Origin of the sequence: Azospirillum thiophilum (genome assembly GCF_001305595.1) — a bacterium.
GTDB lineage: Bacteria > Pseudomonadota > Alphaproteobacteria > Azospirillales > Azospirillaceae > Azospirillum > Azospirillum thiophilum.
Map to the genome: position 1 here is coordinate 81,247 of NZ_CP012401.1, position 13,228 is coordinate 94,474.

General features: G+C 66.5%; 10 protein-coding genes. 4 read left to right on the plus strand and 6 right to left on the minus strand.

What is annotated here, in order from left to right; all coding sequences use genetic code 11:
- Window positions 1-10 precede the first annotated feature (10 nt).
- Together AL072_RS00350 and lipA are read left to right on the plus strand one after the other, a co-directional pair.
- Window positions 11-1,150 (plus strand): 2,3-butanediol dehydrogenase, encoded by a 1,140-nt coding sequence (locus AL072_RS00350; RefSeq protein ID WP_245636703.1) that lies wholly within the window; start codon window positions 11-13, stop codon window positions 1,148-1,150.
- Window positions 1,150-2,067 carry a lipoyl synthase gene (gene lipA / locus AL072_RS00355; RefSeq protein WP_045581986.1) on the plus strand — a complete coding sequence of 306 codons (918 nt, stop codon included), beginning with the start codon at window positions 1,150-1,152 and terminating at the stop codon, window positions 2,065-2,067. Before AL072_RS00350 ends, lipA begins: the two co-directional genes overlap by 1 nt.
- 43 nt (window positions 2,068-2,110) lie before the next feature.
- Here lipA and AL072_RS00360 read toward each other — a convergent pair whose 3' ends face one another.
- From AL072_RS00360 to zapE, 3 genes are all read right to left on the minus strand, one after another.
- On the minus strand, window positions 2,111-2,575 hold the full coding sequence (locus AL072_RS00360; protein ID WP_045581985.1) for a hypothetical protein: 465 nt from the start codon (window positions 2,573-2,575) through the stop codon (window positions 2,111-2,113).
- A gap of 199 nt (window positions 2,576-2,774) precedes the next feature.
- Complete coding sequence (locus AL072_RS00365) at window positions 2,775-4,445, minus strand: methyl-accepting chemotaxis protein (protein ID WP_245636704.1); 1,671 nt, start codon at window positions 4,443-4,445, stop codon at window positions 2,775-2,777.
- Window positions 4,446-5,401: 956 nt separating this feature from the next.
- Complete coding sequence (zapE, locus tag AL072_RS00370; protein WP_045581983.1) at window positions 5,402-6,574, minus strand: cell division protein ZapE; 1,173 nt, start codon at window positions 6,572-6,574, stop codon at window positions 5,402-5,404.
- Window positions 6,575-6,839: 265 nt separating this feature from the next.
- Between zapE and AL072_RS00375 the strand changes: the two genes are divergently transcribed.
- Complete coding sequence (locus tag AL072_RS00375; RefSeq protein ID WP_245636705.1) at window positions 6,840-9,065, plus strand: ATP-binding protein; 2,226 nt, start codon at window positions 6,840-6,842, stop codon at window positions 9,063-9,065.
- Window positions 9,066-9,107: 42 nt separating this feature from the next.
- On the opposite strand, the gene pdxY is transcribed toward AL072_RS00375, so the two are convergent.
- The gene (gene pdxY / locus AL072_RS00380; protein ID WP_425388559.1) at window positions 9,108-9,974 is read right to left on the minus strand and encodes a pyridoxal kinase PdxY; all 867 of its coding nucleotides are present in this window, start codon (window positions 9,972-9,974) and stop codon (window positions 9,108-9,110) included.
- 226 nt (window positions 9,975-10,200) lie between these two features.
- Between pdxY and AL072_RS00385 the strand changes: the two genes are divergently transcribed.
- The gene (locus AL072_RS00385) at window positions 10,201-11,070 is read left to right on the plus strand and encodes an HpcH/HpaI aldolase/citrate lyase family protein (protein WP_045581980.1); all 870 of its coding nucleotides are present in this window, start codon (window positions 10,201-10,203) and stop codon (window positions 11,068-11,070) included.
- 13 nt (window positions 11,071-11,083) lie between these two features.
- Here the strand turns inward: AL072_RS00385 and AL072_RS00390 are convergent, their stop codons facing one another.
- Together AL072_RS00390 and AL072_RS00395 are read right to left on the minus strand one after the other, a co-directional pair.
- Entirely contained in the window at window positions 11,084-12,406 is a 1,323-nt protein-coding gene (locus AL072_RS00390) for a hypothetical protein (RefSeq protein WP_245636706.1), read from the minus strand.
- A 155-nt stretch (window positions 12,407-12,561) separates the two neighbouring features.
- Window positions 12,562-12,960 carry a response regulator gene (locus AL072_RS00395; protein WP_045581978.1) on the minus strand — a complete coding sequence of 133 codons (399 nt, stop codon included), beginning with the start codon at window positions 12,958-12,960 and terminating at the stop codon, window positions 12,562-12,564.
- Between the last annotated feature and the right edge of the window lie 268 nt (window positions 12,961-13,228).

Genomic DNA, 13,228 nt, shown 5'->3' on the forward strand with positions numbered 1-13,228 from the left:
GGAAAGCGCCATGACCACCGATAGCATGACCGCCAACACGACGATGAAGGCCGCCGTCTGGCACGGCCGCAAGGACATCCGGGTCGAGGACGTGCCGCTGCCGGGCGCGCCGCCCGCCGGCTGGGTTCAGATCAAGGTGCATTGGTGCGGCATCTGCGGGTCCGACCTGCATGAATATGTCGCCGGCCCGGTCTTCATCCCGGTCGACAAGCCCCATCCGCTGACCGGCCTGAAGGGCCAATGCATCCTGGGCCACGAGTTCAGCGGCGAGATCGCGGCGCTGGGCGACGGCGTGACCGGCTTCACCGTCGGCGACCGGGTGGCGGCCGACGCCTGCCAGCATTGCGGCGAGTGCTATTATTGCAAGCACGGCATGTACAACATCTGCGAGAGGCTGGCCTTCACCGGCCTGATGAACAACGGCGCCTTCGCCAGCCTGGTTAATGTCCCGGCGGAACTGCTCTACAGGCTGCCCGACGGCTTCCCGACCGAGGCCGGCGCCCTGATCGAGCCGCTGGCGGTCGGCATGCACGCGGTGAAGAAGGCCGGCAGCATCGTCGGCGAGACGGTGGTGGTGGTCGGCGCCGGCACCATCGGCCTCTGCACCATCATGTGCGCGAAGGCGGCGGGAGCCGGGCGGATCATCGTGCTGGAGATGTCCGCCGCCCGCAAGGCCAAGGCGATGGAGGTCGGCGCGACGGTCGTGCTCGACCCCAAGGAATGCGACGCGGTGGCGGAGGTCAAGGCGCTGACCGGCGGTTACGGCGCCGACGTGTCGTTCGAATGCATCGGGCACCGCGACACGGCGAAGCTCGCCATCGACGTCATCCGCAAGGCCGGCAAGGCGGTGCTGGTCGGCATCTTCGAGGAACCGAGCTCCTTCAACTTCTTCGAGATCGTCGCCACCGAGAAGCAGGTCATCGGCTCGCTGGCCTACAATGGCGAGTTCGCCGACGTCATCCGCTTCATCGCCGACGGCCGGATCGACGTGCAGCCGCTGATCACCGGCCGCATCGCGCTGGACGACATCGTCTCGGGCGGGTTCGAGGAGCTGGTGGCCCACAAGGACCGCAACGTCAAGATCATTGTCCAGCCCGGCCAGCCCGGCCGGGTCGCCGCGCTCGCCGCAGAGCCGGAGCTCGTCCACTGATGGCACTGCCCGCGCTGCATGTGAAAGCCGCCCGTCCGGAGCATCGGGCCGACCGGCCGGACTGGCTGCGCGCCCGCGCCCCCGCCGGTGCGGCGTTCGAGGATACGCAATCCCTCGTCCGCCGCCACCGGCTGAACACGGTCTGCGAGGAGGCCGCCTGCCCCAACATCGGCGAGTGCTGGAGCAAGCGGCACGCCACGGTGATGATCCTGGGCAGCGTGTGCACGCGGGCCTGCGCCTTCTGCAACGTCGCCACCGGCCGGCCGGACGCGCTCGACCCCCACGAGCCGGACCGGCTGGCCGAGGCGGTGGGCGAACTGGGCCTCGCCCATGTCGTCATCACCTCGGTCGACCGCGACGACCTGCCCGACGGCGGCGCCGCCCATTTCGCCCGCTGCATCCGCCGCCTGCGCGACACCGCCCCCACCACGACGGTGGAGGTGCTGACCCCCGATTTCCGCAACAAGCCGGGGGCGGTGGAGACGGTGGCCGACGCCCGGCCAGACGTCTACAACCACAATCTGGAAACCGTGCCGCGGCTCTATGCCGATGTCCGGCCGGGAGCCCGCTATTACGGCTCGCTGCGCCTGCTCGACCGGGCGAAGGAACGCGACCCGTCGATCTTCACCAAGTCCGGCCTCATGGTCGGGCTGGGCGAGGAGCCGGCGGAGGTGCTTCAGGCGATGGACGATCTGCGGGCGGCGGGCGTCGATTTCCTGACCATCGGCCAGTATCTCCGCCCCACCCCCCGCCATCACCCGGTCGCCCGCCACGTCACGCCCGACGAGTTCGAGCGTTACGCGACGGTGGCGCGGGCGAAGGGCTTCCTGATGGTGTCGGCGACCCCGCTGACCCGCTCCTCCCACCATGCCGGCCGCGACTTCGCGGAGTTGCGGCGGGCGGCGGCGAAGGGCTGAGCATCGCTCTGATGCCGGCGGTCATCGACGGGGACCGCCGGCTTCAGAGCGCGGTCTTCGGCCCGACCGCGGCGCCGTCCGGCTGCGGTGGCTTCATCAGCTTGCAGTCTTTGACGCAATAGGTCTGCTGTTCGATCCGGCCACCGCAGGACTTGAAGCATTCCTTGTAGTCATAAGAGCAATAAAGATTGCTGGAACAACTGCTTCCTCTATCGAAATCGCCGATCGACTTCATCTTCTTCCGATTGAAATCCTTGGGCAAGGACTTGAGATAGGCCTGATAGTCCGCATGTGCGCGGGTCAGGCTCTCGGCCCGGCAGGTCTGAATGGCCAGCTCCTTCGCGGATTCGCAGATGGACTGCGCCTGCCGGCACTGGGCGACACAGAGTCTTCCAGCCTCGCTGGCCGGCGGGACATAGGTCGTCGTCGTCTCGAAATATGGCCTTGGGGTACAACCGGCCATTCCGGCCGCCAGCAGGCAGCCGAGCACAATGAAACGCGTCATCATAGTGGATGCCCCGCCGTGTATTGCTTTCAATCGACACGAACAGCGCGGCGAAGCGAATTAATCCAGGGGCGGCGCATATTTCGCCGGTGCGGCAGCCGGTCGAAACGAATGGCAACCGGGAAGCGAAACAACGCGGCCCGCCGAACCGGTCCGGCGCATCGGCGGGACCGGTTCGGCGGGCCGGTGAGGAAACATGCGGTCAGGCGGCGCGGACGGTGGCGATGAAGCCGGTCACTTCCGTCTTCAGGCGCTCGGCCTCGGAGGCGAGCCCGTCCGCGGTGCTCAACACCTGATTGGCGGCGGAGCCGGTTTCATTGGCCGCCTGCGTCACCCCGACGATGTTGGTGGACACCTGCTCGCTGCCGCGGGCCGCCTGGGCGACATTGGCGGAAATCTCCGCGGTGGCCGCATTCTGCTCCTCGATGGCCGCGGCGATGGCCGACGAGATCTCGCTCATCCGGCCGATGATCCCGGCGATACCGGAAACGGCCCCCTGCGCTTCGGCGGTGGCGCTTTGAATCTCCTTCACCTTGGCCTGAATTCCCTCGGTGGCGCGGGCGGTCTGGGTTGCCAGGCTCTTCACCTCGCTGGCGACGACGGCGAAGCCCTTGCCGGCTTCCCCGGCGCGGGCGGCCTCGATGGTGGCATTCAGCGCCAACAGGTTGGTCTGGCCGGCGATGGAGTTGATCAGGTCAACCACCGCACCGATCTGGCTCGCCGTTTCCACCAGAATCTGCATGGTGGCGTTGGTCCGGTCGGCCTCCTGCACCGCGGTCGCCGAAATGGCGGTCTGGTTCGTCACCTGCCGCCCGATCTCCTGGATGGAGGCCGCCAGTTCCTCGGTCGCCGCAGCGACGGTCTGGACATTGGCGCTCGACTGCTCGGACGCGGCGGCGACGGCGACCGACTGGGCCGAGGCCTGGGTGGCGCTCGCCGACAGGGAACCGGCCGCTCCCCGCATCTGCTGGGCGGACGAGGCGACATGCTGGACGATAGCGCTGACGCTGCCTTCGAAGCGGTCGGCGAGCTTGCGCATCTCGTCCTTGAGCGCCGCCGCGGCACGGGCCTTCTGTTCCTCCTGCTCGGCGGTCAGGCGGCGGGCCTCCCGCGCGTTGGTCTTGAAGATGTCCAGGGTGCGGGCCAGCAGGCCGACCTCGTCGCGCCGCTCCGCCCCGGCGACCTCGACATCGAGATCACCCTGCGAAACCCGGTTCATCGTATCGGTCACGGCGCGCAGGGGGCGGACGATCAGATAGATGACGATGGCGAGCGACAGCGACAGCCCGAGCGCGACACCGGCGGCGGTCAGCAGCAGCACGACCCGGTGGGTCTCCTCAGCAACCGTCCTGGTTTCCCGGATGGCCGTTTCCATGCCCTGCCGATTGACCTCGACCCGCTCCTCGATCAGTTTCGAGGCGGCGACGCGCGTCTTGGCACCTTCGCCGGCACTCAGGGCAAATGCCTCGTCATCCTTGGCCTGAAGGGTCAGGTCGAGAACCTTCGCAGCATTCCGACGGTAGGCCTCCACCAGTTGCTTGATCCTCTCCCCAGTCCCGCGACGAATATCGGTGGTGGCAGTAAGCGCGAGGCTGGAGATTTCCTTGTCGACCAGCGCCATCTCCTCGTTGAAGGTGGCGATGAAGCGCCGCATTTCCCCCTCGTCCTTTTCGAGGATGGCGTTCTTCTCGGCAATCGTCGCCGCATTCATATGGCGGCCGATCTCCAGGATCGTCACCCGCCGCGACGCCTCGACGGTCAGCGCGGTATCTGCAACCTCCTGTAGCAGGGCCAGCCGTTGCAACGATACCGTGGCAATCACCCCCATGATCATCAGGAGCAGGAAGACAGGCGTCAGAATTTTGACGATCATCTTTTGGTTGCTGAACCAGCCAAGCATATGCACCCCCTTTTGCATGAAGTCGCAAGTGTTGGGAACCAGACACATGCGGCAAAGACTTATACTATCTCTAACGCAATCCAACTGGGAGAAACCCGAGCCAATTGAAACGAATTGCAACGCAATACCTCATGCTTTTAAAGAGATTCGAAAATATATAAATTTTGTAATTCTAAGATGCGAAATCATTTATCTCGACCTCATCTGCTTTTTTTCCATCAATAGAAATTGGCAAGTCAAAGATTGTGGCTGAAACTCAATCTCGATTGCGTCATTGCACCTTAGCCAACATCCAATGGGATCGGACTCTCATGCCCACCGGATCACTGCCGGGCGCTGGGGACTCGAACTGCGCGGAATGCCGGGTACGGCGCCACCCCGGATACCGCGGGGAGATGCCGGGGATTTGGCGGGCGGCGGCCTGGGCCGCCACTCCGCGTCCGATCAGCCGGCGTCCACCGCTTTCGAACGCCGACCGCGCCGGGGAACGGGACCGGCTGCCGCGCGCTCGGCCCGGATGCGCTCCAGCAGGACGGAGGCCGGATCATCGTTCGAACCCTGCGGCACCAACTCGCCGCGGAACGCCTTGACGAAGATTAATCGGTAGAGGGTCGGCCGTCGCCCAGAGGGTGAACGCCAGGCAACACGGAAGGCGGCGACCAGGATGGATTGGCGATAACGGTCGACAGAGCCGGCATGCTCGCCCGGCGCGGTGCCGTCGCACCAGAAACGAAATGCGACGGAAGCGCTACTCCTTCAGCAGCGGATAGACCAGCGCAATGCAGATCTTTGTCTTGCCTGTGCCGGTGGCCATGGCAACCCGCATTCGCGTTGACCGGAGCCGATTGCGACCTCTATGGCATGGATCGTCCGCTCCTGAAAGTCGCGCAGCGGGAAGTCATAGCCGAAGGCGTCCGGGCACCTCGGACCTAAGTCAAATGCTGCCGTTGCAGGTAGTCCTCGCTCTGCATCTCCATCAGGCGGCTGACGGTGCGTTCGAACTCGAAGGCGTGGGTGCCTTCGGGATAGAGCCGCTCCGGCGGGCCCTCGGCGGCGATGACGACGTTGACCTTGTGCTCGTACAGCGCGTCGATCAGCGTCATGAAGCGCTTGGCCTCGTTGCGCAGCTCGTCCTTCATGGTGGGCACGCGGTCGATCAGCACGGTGTGGAAGTGGGTGGCGATGCCCAAATAGTCGGCGGCGCCCAGCGGCTTGCCGCACAGATCCCAGAAATCGACCCAGGCCACGCATTTGGCGGCGCGCGCGATCTCGACCCGGCGGCCCTGCACCGTAAGGCTGGTCGGCTCGCCGGCAGCACCGCCGGTCAGGTCGGAGAAGGCCGTGGCAAGGGCGGCCGTCGAGGTGGCTCCCAGCGGGTGGTGGTAGATCGGCACGCCCTTCAGCCGGTCCAGCCGGTAGTCGGTCGGACCGTCCAGCGACAGCACGTCCAGCTTGTCCTTGAGCAGCGCGATGAAGGGCAGGAACAGCTCGCGCTGAAGCCCGTCCTTGTACAGCATGTCCGGCGGCCAGTTGGAGGTCGCGACCACCACGACGCCCAGGTCGAACAGGTTGGTGAACAGCCGGCCCAGGATCATCGCGTCGACGATGTTGGTGACATGGAACTCGTCGAAGCACAGAAGCCACGCCTCGTCGGCCAGCGCGCGAGCCAGTTCGGGCAACGCCTCGTCCGGACCGTCACCTTTTCCCCTGCCCGACTGGCGGTGGTCGTGGATGCGCTGGTGGATCTCCAGCATGAATTCATGGAAATGGACGCGCCGCTTCTTCTCGACCGGGGCGGTCTCATAGAACAGGTCCATCAGCATCGACTTGCCGCGCCCGACGCTGCCGTAGATGTAGAGACCCTGCGGCGCGGTGGCGGCGATGTCGGGCGGCGGCGGCGCGGCGCGGCGGCGGCCGAGCCCGAAGCGCTCCAGCCAGCTGCCGCCGGACGGTCGGCCGTCGCCCGACGGCTGCGGCTGATAGCCCTTCAACGCCTGATACAGGCTCTGGAACTTCTCCGCCGCCAACTCCTGGTCGGGATCGGGGCGAAGGGTGCCGCTGCCGCGGCGGGCGCGGTAGAGCGAAAGCGGTCCGTCGGTCATGGAAATATGCGCGATCCGGCTGCCAAGATACCCCCCTACCTAACGGATGGCGATGCTGCCGGCAACCGCCGTCGCGGGATGGCTGGGGACCTGAAAATAGTGCACCGGCAGGCGGAACCGCGGCATATGGGCGCAGCGGGAAGCCCTCGAAAGTAGTACGGTTACACTTTCCTTACTCGCCGGGCTCGTTTAATGAAGACGCTCCGTCCAGCCCTCCGACCGACAGGAAACCGTAACGCCGATGGCCGTTCCCGGGTCCGATTCCTTGCCGTCCCAACACCTCGCCGGTCTGGCGCGGGCGCTGCGTGGCCGGTTGGGATCGATCCGCTTCCTGATCACGGCTTCCGGCCTCGCCTTCATCCTGGTGGTGGACGCGCTGATCGGCTATGGCCTGATCCAGGGCCGGCACGAAGCGCTGGACGCTGGTGAGCGCGCCACCCGCGACCTGGCCCGCATGCTGGAGTCCCAGACCATGCGCACCGCATTCGCAGTGGACCAGTTGCTGCGCGACCTGACCTTCGCGCTCGACACCCTTCCCGACGGTGGGCGTCGCGGCGATCCGCTGATCCACGACCACCTGCGCCAGCGCCGCACGGCCTTCGCCGAAGTGTCCGGACTGCTGGTCGTCGGCCGGGACGGCTTCGCCCTGCACCATTCCGCTGACACCCCCCTGCCGCCCGTCGCCCTGTCCGACCGATCCTATTTCACCGAGCCGCGCGACCAGCCCGACCGGCAGCTGTTCGTCGGCGCCCCGATCGCCAGCCGGGTGGCCCCCGGCACCCGCGTCATTCCGTTCAGCCGGCGCTGGGAAAGCGGCAAGGAGGAGATCGGGAAAAACGGCGGTGACGGTTTCCGCGGCGTGGTGGTGGCGATGGTCGACACGACACGGCTGGCGGCGACGCTCGAATCGCAGGGCATCGACCGCAAGGGCAGCGTGATCCTGGCGCTGGAGGATGGCACCCTGTTGCTGGAACGGCCGCAGGACCGGCACAGGATCGCGCAGCTCGCCGACTGGCCGGCGGTGTGGCGGATGCTGGCGGAACGTGACGAGGCGACCATCCGCACCGCTGCGCCCGGCTCACCGACCAACGCGGCCGGCACACCCACCGGGGTCGACAGCCTGATCAGCGTGCGGCGGGTGCAGGGCTATCCCTTCGTGATCGTCGCCACCCTGCCGGTGGCCGCGGTGCTGGCGGACTGGCAGCGCGACGCTGCCGCCTGGACGGCCATCGGCACGGTGATGACCATCGCCATCGCCCTGCTGACCGCCTTCGTCGTCCGCCAGCATGCCCGGCGGGAGGAGGACCAGGCGCGGCTGGGGCGTGCATCGCGCCGCATCCGCGGCATACTCGATTCCATGCTGGACGCTGTGGTCACCTTCGATACCGCCGGACGCATCGTCACCTTCAACCGCGCGGCGGAATCGATGTTCGGCATTCCGGAGCGCGAAATGGTCGGCCAACCGATCGAGGCACTGATCCCCGACGCCCGCGGCGGTGCCAACGACCGCGACCTGACCGCGCTGCGCCGTGACGGCCTTGCCTTTCCGGTCGGCTTCACGGTCAGCGACCTGAGGCTGGACGGCAGCCCCGGTGCCCCGGCGGTCCGCCCCGCCTCCTTCGGCACCCTGGAGCCGGACGAGCCGCGCATCTATGTCGGCGTCATCCGCGACATGACCCGCCGCAAGCAGCAGGAAGCCGAGCTGATCGCCTCCAAGACCCAGGCGGAGTTGGCGAACCGGGCGAAGAGCGAGTTCCTGGCCAACATGAGCCACGAGCTGCGCACCCCGCTGAACGCGATCATCGGCTTTGCCGAGGTGCTGGACAGCGAGTTCTTCGGTCCCATGAACGACCGGCAGAAATCCTGTGTCGCCGACGTCCACGACAGCGGCCAGCATCTGCTGGACATCGTCAACGCCGTGCTGGACATGTCGAAGCTGGAGGCCGGCCGGTTCGAGCTGTGCGAGGAGGCGGTGGAAGCGCACGAGGCGGTGGCCCAATGCCTGATGATGGTGCGCGACCGCGCCGCATCCGGCGGGGTCGCGCTGAACAACGGGATCACGGCGGTCGTCGCCATGCTGTGGGTAGACCGCCGCGCCTTCAAGCAGGTCATCCTCAACCTGTTGTCGAATGCCGTGAAATTCACGCCGGCCGGCGGCAGCGTCACCCTCGCCGCCGATTTCGAGGGCGACGGCGGTTTTCGCCTGGAGGTGACGGATACCGGCATCGGCATCCCGCCCGACTTCATGGCCGACCTGTTCCAGCCCTTCCGTCAGGCTGAGAACTCGGCAAACCGGCGGTTCGAGGGCACCGGTCTCGGCCTGTCGATCTCAAAGAATTTCGTCGACCTGCATGGCGGGACGCTGACCTGCCGGAGCACGACCGGTGCCGGCACCACCATGACGGTGCGGCTGCCGGCATCCCGCGTGATCGACCATCCGGCCCGAACCGGCAGCCAGGTTGCCGGCCATGCCGCCGGAGGGGCGGCCTGACCGTAGTGGAGGCGGGGCGGGGAGCGAGGGCGGTGGAGACGGTCAGCGCAGGCGGGTGGCGGAGAAGCGGCGGGACGGATTGACGAACTCGTCCTGCGCGGCGATCAGCTGCAGCTCACGCGTGCCCATCCGTTTCGTCGCCTCGAAGATGGCGAAGATCGCCGCAGCCGCCTTCTCCAGCGCATCGGCCGGGTCGAAGACCGACAGGTAATGGGCGAGGAACAGTGCCGCCACCGCATCGCCGGACCCGTTGGGCGGCGGGTCGAAGGTCAGGCGCGGCGTCGCCACCAGCCATGCCCCGTCGGTGCCGTCCACCAGCATCTCGATGCAGTCGGGATCGGCATCGCTGCGGGTCAGGCTGGTGACCAGGACCAGACGGGGCCCGCGTGCGCGCAACGCCGCCGTGGCGGCCAGCGCGTCGTCCAGCGTCGCCACCCTGCGGTCGGTCAGATATTCCAGTTCGAACTGGTTGGGCGTCATCAGGTCGGCGGCGGGCACCGCATGGTCGCGGATGAACTCCGGCAGGCCGGGCCGCACGAAGAAGCCTCGTCCGACATCGCCCATCACCGGGTCGCAGCAATAGACGGCCTTGGGGTTGGCCGCCTTCACCCGCGCCGCGGTCTCGACGATGACCTGCCCGAGGCTGACGTCGCCCATATAGCCGGACAGCACCGCATCCTGGGCCGGCAGCACGCCGCGGGCGGCGATGCCGTCGACGATGTCGGCGATATGTTCCGCGGTGAAGACCTGACCGGTCCAGGCACCGTAGCCGGTGTGGTTGGAGAACTGGACGGTGTTGACCGCCGTGGCGTCGATCCCCAGCCGTTGCAGCGGAAACACCGCGGCCCGGTTGCCGACATAGCCGTAGGCGACATGCGATTGAATGGTGAGGACGGTCTTCATGGGCATGGAGCGTAAGCGACGCTCCGCCGGGCGTAAAGCCGCCGACTTCATCGCGCTGTGGATGGGGTGCGGCATGGCTGCCATGCATGGACAGGCCGGGTATGGGGCGGGCACCCTGACGGGACGTTGCAGGAAGCCGTGACGGCATGGCCCATGGACAGGACAGGGACGCAAGGCTAAAGCTGCCTTCGCCAATCATCCGCATCGACCACCCCATCGCCGGAACATCGCCATGGCCACGACCGTCCGCCCTCGCCGCAGCGTGCTCTATATGCCGGGCTCGAACGCCCGCGCCCTGGAGAAGGGGCGCAGCCTGCCCGCCGACGGGCTGATCCTGGATCTGGAGGATGCGGTCGCCCCGGATGCCAAGGCCGCGGCGCGCGACACCATCGCAAGCGCGCTGGCTGCCGGCGGCTATGGCAGGCGGGAGCTGATCGTCCGCACCAACGGGCTGAACACGCCCTGGGGCTATGACGACCTGCGCATGGCGGCGGCCAGCGGCGCCGATGCCGTGCTGCTGCCGAAGGTGGAGAGTGCCGACGCGGTGCGGCAGGCGGAGGCGGTGCTGCGCCAAGCCGGCGCGCCTGCCCGCCAGAGCGTCTGGTGCATGATGGAAACCCCGCTCGGCATCCTGAACGCCAAGGAGATCGCGGGCGCCTCCCCCGCCGTCGGCGCGCTGGTGCTCGGCACGTCCGACCTCGCCAAGGACCTGCACGCCGCCCACACGGCACAGCGGCTGCCGATGATCACCAGCCTGGGCCTGTGCCTGCTGGCGGCGCGTGCCTATGGGCTGGCTGTGCTGGACGGGGTGCATCTGGACCTGAACGACGACGAGGGCTTCGCCGCCTCCTGCCGCCAGGGCCGCGAACTGGGCTTCGACGGCAAGACGTTGATCCATCCCAAGACCATCGCTGCCTGCAACGACGCCTTCGCCCCCGATGCCGAGGAGATCGCCCAGGCCCACCGCATCATCGCCGCCCATGCCGAGGCCGCCGCGGCCGGCCGGGGCGTGGTGCTGGTCGACGGCAAGCTGGTGGAGACCCTGCATGTCGAGAACGCCCGCCGGCTGGTGGCGCTGGCCGACGCGATCGCGGCGGTCTGAACAAGGCTGTCCGTCAGCCCTCATCCTCCTCCCGGTACAGGTCGGGCCAGTCGAAGCGGTTCATCGCCCTCGGGCGGTCCCGCGGCGGACCGATGCGGTTGCCTGCGACCAGCCTGACCCCTGCCGCCCTCGCCGCCACCACCATGCTGGTGGTCGACAGGCCGGTAACGCAGATCATCAGGCCGGCCCGCTCCGCCGACAGGACGATGCTGTTCATCTCCTCCATCAACCGGGCCTCCGCGGACCGGTCGGCCGGCATCGTCATGGTGACGCCGCTCAAACCCGTTCCGGCGATCCCGGAAAAGCTCTGCGGCTTGAAGTCGACCTGCATGAAGGACCAGCGGCAATAAGGCCTGACCTCGTGCAACAGTTCGTTCAGCCGGCCGGTGGGCACCCCCGGCGGGAAACGCAGAAGCTCGAAGATGAGGAAACGGCGCAGATAGTCGGGGATCGACTGGCAGATTTCGAGAAAGGGCTGCCGGGTGCGGCGGGCGGCCAAGGTCTCGAAGCAGACCGGCACCGACATCAGCAGGCGGGATTTGCTGCGGAAAAGTCCGTTCAGGATTTCGACCGATCCGACCAGCGCTTCGGCGTCGAGCCTCAAGATCTCCATGGCATCGGTGACGGACGTCAAGGCCGCGGCCCCCTCCAGGAAGGAGCCGTCCGGAAAAATGCGCACCGGGGTTCCCATATAGGTCGAGATCACCATTTGACCGATGTCCCATACCGGCCGGTATCTGATGCCGAACTGGCCGGCATCGTCGGGCGAAAGCCTCAACTGACGCAGGGCGACCTGAGCCTTGCCGGTGGCTTCATCCGCATGGGACAGGGCGCCGGACATCGCCGTAGAACCGTCCACGGCCCCCCCGATCGCCGTCCCGGAGGTTGAGAGGACCGGCCCGCCGCCGGTCCGGCGCTCCGCCTGCGGCAGCGCATCGGCCAGCAGTGCCTTGGCGAAGGCATGGTCGAACTGGATGTGTCCATCCACCACCCCGACGGCGGTCGATACGCGGATGTCGGCCGTCCTGTCGTCCCCCAGGAAAAGCTGCAGCAATTCCTGCGCTATCCTGGCGCATACCAGGGCAGCGGCATGACGTTCGAGCGATGCGAACACGATGATGTAGTCGTCGCTGGAGGTTCTGAAGCGGATGTCGTTGCGGGTCAGGGAGCGTTCGATCAGGGCATCGGCCGCGGAAAAAACCCGCCAGCGTAGGTCCGGCCAGTTCGGCCCGAGACACTCCCGCATCATGCCGAGATCGAGCAGATGGACACGGCCGGCGGACGCAACCGCGGGCTGCATCAGCAGCCGCCACAGGCGCTGCTCGAGACCGCGCAATTCCTGCCCGGCGGCCGACGGCCTTCCATTCTCGGTGGAAGGAGAGGCGACGGCCGGCGGCCGGGGACCGCCGGTTGCCTCAACTTGCCTGAACCACTGACGCAATCGGCGCCGTATGGACTTGATCGACATCACGGCGCCACACCCCCGCCGCCTCAGGGCAGGCGTGGTGATGGAGAAGGACCAGGGTCACGACCGCAGAAATCGACGATCAGGGCGATCTGGCTCTTTTCGATCGGTTTCACCAAAGCATGATCGGCGCCCATCTGCCGGGCGGCGGCCAGCAGGTCCATCGCCTTGCTGCGGCCGCCGCCGGATATGGCGATGATCTTTGCCGCCGGGGCCAGGCGCCGCATGGTCATGATCGTCCGCAGGCCGTCGACATAGGGCATCACCACATCGCAGATCACCAAATCCGGTCTGCGCGCCCGGAACAGCCGCATGGCTTCGTCTCCGTCCGCCGCCTCCTCGACCTCCACACCCGCTTTTTCAAGAAGACGGCGGAGCGTCAGGCGAAGCGCGGGATCATCGTCCACCACAAGCACGGTCGGCATCGTAACCCCCTACCCGCACGCATCCGGAGCGGCATCGGCACCCGCTATCCATCAATGATGGCTCCGGAAAATCTTGCCAATGTCTTAAGGTATTCCATGACAAAAGCTGATAAAATCTTATTTTCTTCCAGAAATCCTAAATTTTTGAAGGGATTATTCTTTGAAATTTTGCGAAATTGCATTCACGATTTCATGATAGTGCGCAACAACAACTCAATTAATTCCATATAAAATTCTAGAGATGCTATAATTATTTTGAAATATTTGA

What these genes read in the sequence shown, in the direction of transcription:
- AL072_RS00365 (WP_245636704.1), bottom strand. Translation starts at nt 4,445, where the DNA reads ATGATCGTCAAAATTCTGACGCCTGTCTTCCTGCTCCTGATGATCATG.
- lipA (WP_045581986.1), top strand. Translation starts at nt 1,150, where the DNA reads ATGGCACTGCCCGCGCTGCATGTGAAAGCCGCCCGTCCGGAGCATCGG.
- AL072_RS00360 (WP_045581985.1), bottom strand. Translation starts at nt 2,575, where the DNA reads ATGATGACGCGTTTCATTGTGCTCGGCTGCCTGCTGGCGGCCGGAATG.
- AL072_RS00385 (WP_045581980.1), top strand. Translation starts at nt 10,201, where the DNA reads ATGGCCACGACCGTCCGCCCTCGCCGCAGCGTGCTCTATATGCCGGGC.
- pdxY (WP_425388559.1), bottom strand. Translation starts at nt 9,974, where the DNA reads ATGCCCATGAAGACCGTCCTCACCATTCAATCGCATGTCGCCTACGGC.
- AL072_RS00395 (WP_045581978.1), bottom strand. Translation starts at nt 12,960, where the DNA reads ATGCCGACCGTGCTTGTGGTGGACGATGATCCCGCGCTTCGCCTGACG.
- zapE (WP_045581983.1), bottom strand. Translation starts at nt 6,574, where the DNA reads ATGACCGACGGACCGCTTTCGCTCTACCGCGCCCGCCGCGGCAGCGGC.
- AL072_RS00350 (WP_245636703.1), top strand. Translation starts at nt 11, where the DNA reads ATGACCACCGATAGCATGACCGCCAACACGACGATGAAGGCCGCCGTC.